The sequence below is a fragment of the Pantoea sp. ME81 genome, assembly GCF_903970985.1.
In the GTDB taxonomy this organism is placed as follows: domain Bacteria; phylum Pseudomonadota; class Gammaproteobacteria; order Enterobacterales; family Enterobacteriaceae; genus Pantoea; species Pantoea communis.
Genome location: NZ_CAJCKS010000282.1, coordinates 1 through 4310, shown reverse-complemented (window position 1 = coordinate 4310; position 4310 = coordinate 1). Strand labels below are relative to the sequence as shown.

Genomic DNA, 4310 nt, shown 5'->3' with positions numbered 1-4310 from the left:
GGTATTCCATTCATACTCTTGCTGTATCTCTTCACGCTTCATCGCACGCGTACAGGGAATGGTGCCGTAGAAATCATCCGCATGTGTTGTACCCAGAGCCAAAATGTCGCGTCCGGCCTGCGCCCAGATTGTGGCGTGGCGTGAATGGGTATGTACGATGCCACCAACCTCCGGCCAGGCAAGATACAGCGCGCGATGGGTGGCCGTATCGGATGACGGACGTAGCGCCCCTTCCACCACTTTGCCGCTGGCTAACTCCACCACCACCATATCGTCGCGCTGCATTTTCTCGTATTTCACGCCCGATGGCTTGATCACCAGCAAGCCACGCTCGCGATCAACGGCACTGACGTTACCCCAGGTAAAGGTGACCAGGTTATAGCGTGGTAAATCCAGATTGGCTTCCAGCACCTGCTGCTTGAGCGATTCCAGCATGATTATTTCTCCTGCGAACTGTGATAGCTGAATTGTGCTGAACGAGCGGAGAAAACGTTATGGAGCGAATCGCTGTAAAAGCAGCGGAAAGTCGCTGAGACCGGAGAAGTGTGGCGTGAATTAAGAATTTTCTATCCTGGAGGAATTTAGCTTTGCTTCAGCTGGCTAAAGTCAGGAGCGGTACGGTTTCCACCGGTTAATTCGCCCTTTAAAGCGCTGTACGCGGGCATCAAAGTGAACAATGAATGACACGCAGGGATGACGTACTTCGTTGCGCAACATCTATACTTACAAGGTTGCCTCTGTACATACAATCAAGGAGAAAGAGATGACGACAACAATGAAACGTATGACCGTTGCGGTATTAGCTGCCACCCTGGTTGTTGCCTTGAGTGGTTGTTCGAACTGGTCAAAACGCGACCGTAATACCGCCATCGGGGCGGGTGCGGGTGCAATCGGTGGCTCTGTCCTGACTAACGGAAGTGCACTGGGTACAGTGGGTGGTGCAGCCGTTGGCGGTATTATCGGCCATCAGGTTTCTAAATAACGATAAAGATTCAGGCTACGCAGCGCATCTACAGCATCACGGGCCGCACAGTGTGCGGCCCGTTTTTATTAACCGCCGGCTAATTTAACCTTCATGCCTTTGGCTTCAAGTAGTGCTTTCAAGAGATCGCGTTTATCGCCTTGAATCTCGATGACGCCTTCTTTGAGTGACCCACCGCAGCCACACTTCTTCTTCAGTTCTGCCGCCAGTTTAGTGAGCGCATCATCATCCAGATCAATACCGGTAATCAGGCAGACGCCTTTGCCTTTACGGCCGCTGGTCTGGCGTTGAATGCGCACTATGCCGTCCCCTTGCGGGCGCGGCGCTTTTTCTTCTTCCTGTACGATACGGCCAGTTTCAGTGGAGTAAACCAGTCGGTTGTCCTGAGCCATTAGGCCTCCTGTAAACTTTGCAGGATAGTGTGCAGCGTTGCAGCCGGATCATTGGATTGGGTGATCGGACGCCCAATCACCATGTAATCCACGCCAGCCAGTTTTGCCTGCTGTGGCGTCATGATACGGCGTTGATCGCCCGCATCACTGCCTGCCGGACGAATACCTGGGGTCACCAGTGCGAAATCCTGACCTAACACCTGTTTAAAGTGCTCAGCTTCCTGAGCGGAACAGACCACGCCATCCAGGCCACACTCACGCGTCAGGCGAGCCAGACGTTCCGCCTGCAGAGCGGGAGAAAGCGTAATGCCGAGACCTCTGAGATCGTCTTCATCCATGCTGGTTAATACGGTTACCGCAATCAACAATGGCGCATCTTTGCCAAAAGGCAGCAGCGCTTCACGAGCCGCATTCATCATCCGCGCCCCGCCACTGGCGTGAACATTAACCATCCACACACCGAGATCGGCAGCCGCGGCTACCGCGTGCGCGGTTGTATTCGGAATATCATGAAACTTCAGATCGAGAAAAACGTCAAAACCACGCGACTGCAGTGTTTTCACCAGTGACGGGCCAAATAGCGTAAACATCTCTTTGCCGACTTTCAGGCGACACTGGCTCGGGTCAATGCGGTCCACAAACTGCAGTGCGCTGTCGAGATTATGATAGTCGAGCGCCACCAGAATCGGTGAAGTGGTTACAGGCATAACGTTTCCTCAAAGGCAGGCACCCGCGGGCGCAATGGACAAACGGCAAGCATTCTACCCGTGCATGCCCTTCCCGACAATCTCACAGCGCGCTTTAAACCGATGATCGACCGAAGGCTGCACGGAGCTAGGGGTCACTTAGATAATTCAAGGCCATAGTATGTTGTAACTATAGTGCGACTGTAATAAAAAAACGGCCGTTACTGGCCGTCAAGTCCGCGGATTGGTTTCACAGAAGACCATGCGCGGCAGGATGGGCAATGCCAATAAAGCGCATGCGCGGTAAATCCGCACTTTTGGCAGCGATAGCGCGGTTTGGTGCGAATCTGTTCGCCCACCATATCGCGCAGCACCATCAGGCTCTCTTTAGCCCTACCGTCTTCTGCTTCATGCAGGTGGAAATCCATCAAGCGATGGAACACGCGCATCGTCGGATGGCGCTGTAACTGGCGATTAATGTATAACTGCGCCGCTTCAGGCCCCTGCTGCTGTTCGAGGATGTCAGAGAGGTAAAGTTCAGCGGCCGCGCCGGTATTCTCTTCAACGCAGCGCTGTAAAAACTGCGCCCAATCTTCGGGCTGACTCAGGCGCTGATAGCAGGTTTCGAGCATCGATAAGGTTTCACTGACCAGCTCTTTATCTTGATCCAGCACGCGCTGCAGGCGAGCCGTTGCTTTAGCGTATTCGCCCTGCTCCATAAAGATGCGGCCCATCATAATGGAAACGCGCGCGCTTTGGTGATCGGCCGATTCACCCTTTTTCAGTAAGCTCATGGCGCGATCAAGATCGTCACTGCTCAGCGCCTGAAGCGCAAGCTCGCAGTAGAAATGGGCAATTTCGCCCTTGTGCTTCTCTTTGCCGAGCTTGACCAATCTTTCCGCTACTTCGATGGCTTTCTGCCAGTCACTGGTTGCCTGATGAATTTGTATCAGCTGTTGCAGCGCACCGATACGGAAGTCGGTTTCATCAATAAGCTGGCTAAACATGTCCTCGGCGCGATCGTAAAACCCGGCGGCCATGTAATCGCGTCCCAGTTGCTGGATAGCCAACAGGCGCTGTTCATAGCTCAGGGAAGCGCTTTCCATCAGGGATTGGTGGATGCGAATGGCGCGATCAACTTCGCCGCGTGAACGGAACAGATTGCCGAGCGTCAGGTGAGCTTCAACTGTGCCGCTGTCCTCCTTCAGCATATCCAGAAAGAGATCGACAGCTTTGTCCTGTTGATTGGAAAGCAGGAAGTTTACGCCGGCAACGTACTCACGTGACAGACGATTGGCTTCCTGTTGCTTATCCTGATGTGCACTACGACGGCCCATATACCAGCCATACGCCGCAGCAACAGGGAGAAGCAAAAACAGCAATTCAAGCATCGAAACTTAATCCCGACGACCAGCAGTAGAAGAATTTGTCACAGCCGTTGATTGTTCGTTCTGCGCCTGCATGCGTTTCAGCTTGCGCTGCGCGTGGGCGAGAGAAACACGTATCCGCAACCAGAAAAGACCGCAAATTGCCCATCCGAGCAGGAATCCGGCACCAAACAGGCTCGCCAGCAATGTGGAGATGCGGAATTCACCCTGCGCCAGCAGATAGTTAAAAGTGACGATTTGGTCGTTATGCGCTCCAAGCGTGACGGAGATGATAAAAATGGCCAAAACCACGAGAAAAATCAGCAAATATTTCACAATGCGTCCTGTCGTGAGGTTATCCAGTAGAAGTATGCCAAAAAAGTGCCGTCGATGCTGCTTATCAGCACATCACTTAGTGCATTTTCCGTAAGCGCAATCAATCATATGGGGGCGCGCGCAGAAATTACAATCCATCATCACGCTGTTCAATCTCCTGCTGCTCTTCGCGCGGCACCGTAAGCGGGCCACAAAAACGCTGCGCTAGCCATGTGGCAACCGTAACCAGTAGCCAGGAAATCAGGGTGGCCACCACCAAATCGCGCGGCCAATGCATACCCAGCAGTAAACGACTGCCCATGACCATGGTAGCCCAGGCAAACAGCACGACCACGGTCACGATGTGGCGCCTTGGCCAGAGTAAGCCAATCACCAGCAGCGCCCAGCTGGCAGCAAACATGGTATGTCCGGAAGGAAAGGCAAAGCCGGTTTCAAACGCCCAGTGTTTTTTTAGCCATTGCGGCAGCTGAGTGTCGTTAGCCACTAAAGTCGACACCAACTGACTGCGCCCCTGACGGTTTTGCTGATAAAACGCCCCTTCATCAAT

General features: G+C 53.3%; 7 protein-coding genes. 1 reads left to right on the top strand and 6 read right to left on the bottom strand.

All coding sequences use genetic code 11. The features are described 5' to 3' along the window. Positions 1–435 (bottom strand): class II aldolase/adducin family protein (locus H7A81_RS26205; protein WP_182059221.1); only part of this gene is annotated, 435 nt, incomplete at its 3' end. A gap of 328 nt (positions 436–763) precedes the next feature. On the opposite strand from H7A81_RS26205, the gene osmB reads away from it, so the two are divergent. Further along, positions 764–982 carry an osmotically-inducible lipoprotein OsmB gene (gene osmB / locus H7A81_RS26200; protein ID WP_034821457.1) on the top strand — a complete coding sequence of 73 codons (219 nt, stop codon included), beginning with the start codon at positions 764–766 and terminating at the stop codon, positions 980–982. 68 nt (positions 983–1050) lie between these two features. Here osmB and yciH read toward each other — a convergent pair whose 3' ends face one another. The 5 genes from yciH to H7A81_RS26175 all read right to left on the bottom strand — a co-directional run. Beyond that, positions 1051–1374 carry a stress response translation initiation inhibitor YciH gene (gene yciH / locus H7A81_RS26195; RefSeq protein WP_182059220.1) on the bottom strand — a complete coding sequence of 108 codons (324 nt, stop codon included), beginning with the start codon at positions 1372–1374 and terminating at the stop codon, positions 1051–1053. Further along, positions 1374–2081: an orotidine-5'-phosphate decarboxylase gene (gene pyrF / locus H7A81_RS26190; RefSeq protein ID WP_182059219.1), complete on the bottom strand. Its 708-nt coding sequence runs from the start codon at positions 2079–2081 to the stop codon at positions 1374–1376. The genes yciH and pyrF overlap by 1 nt, the downstream gene beginning before the upstream one ends. A gap of 200 nt (positions 2082–2281) precedes the next feature. After that, entirely contained in the window at positions 2282–3451 is a 1170-nt protein-coding gene (lapB, locus tag H7A81_RS26185) for a lipopolysaccharide assembly protein LapB (RefSeq protein ID WP_034821464.1), read from the bottom strand. A 6-nt stretch (positions 3452–3457) separates the two neighbouring features. Further along, a complete protein-coding gene (locus tag H7A81_RS26180; protein WP_182059218.1) occupies positions 3458–3763 on the bottom strand; it encodes a LapA family protein in 306 nt (101 codons plus the stop codon). 127 nt (positions 3764–3890) lie between these two features. After that, the coding region (locus H7A81_RS26175; RefSeq protein WP_182059217.1) for a phosphatase PAP2 family protein at positions 3891–4310 on the bottom strand (420 nt) is incomplete at its 5' end.

Coding starts and splice junctions, on each gene's coding strand:
- osmB (WP_034821457.1), top strand. CDS start 764: ATGACGACAACAATGAAACGTATGACCGTTGCGGTATTAGCTGCCACC.
- pyrF (WP_182059219.1), bottom strand. CDS start 2,081: ATGCCTGTAACCACTTCACCGATTCTGGTGGCGCTCGACTATCATAAT.
- yciH (WP_182059220.1), bottom strand. CDS start 1,374: ATGGCTCAGGACAACCGACTGGTTTACTCCACTGAAACTGGCCGTATC.
- lapB (WP_034821464.1), bottom strand. CDS start 3,451: ATGCTTGAATTGCTGTTTTTGCTTCTCCCTGTTGCTGCGGCGTATGGC.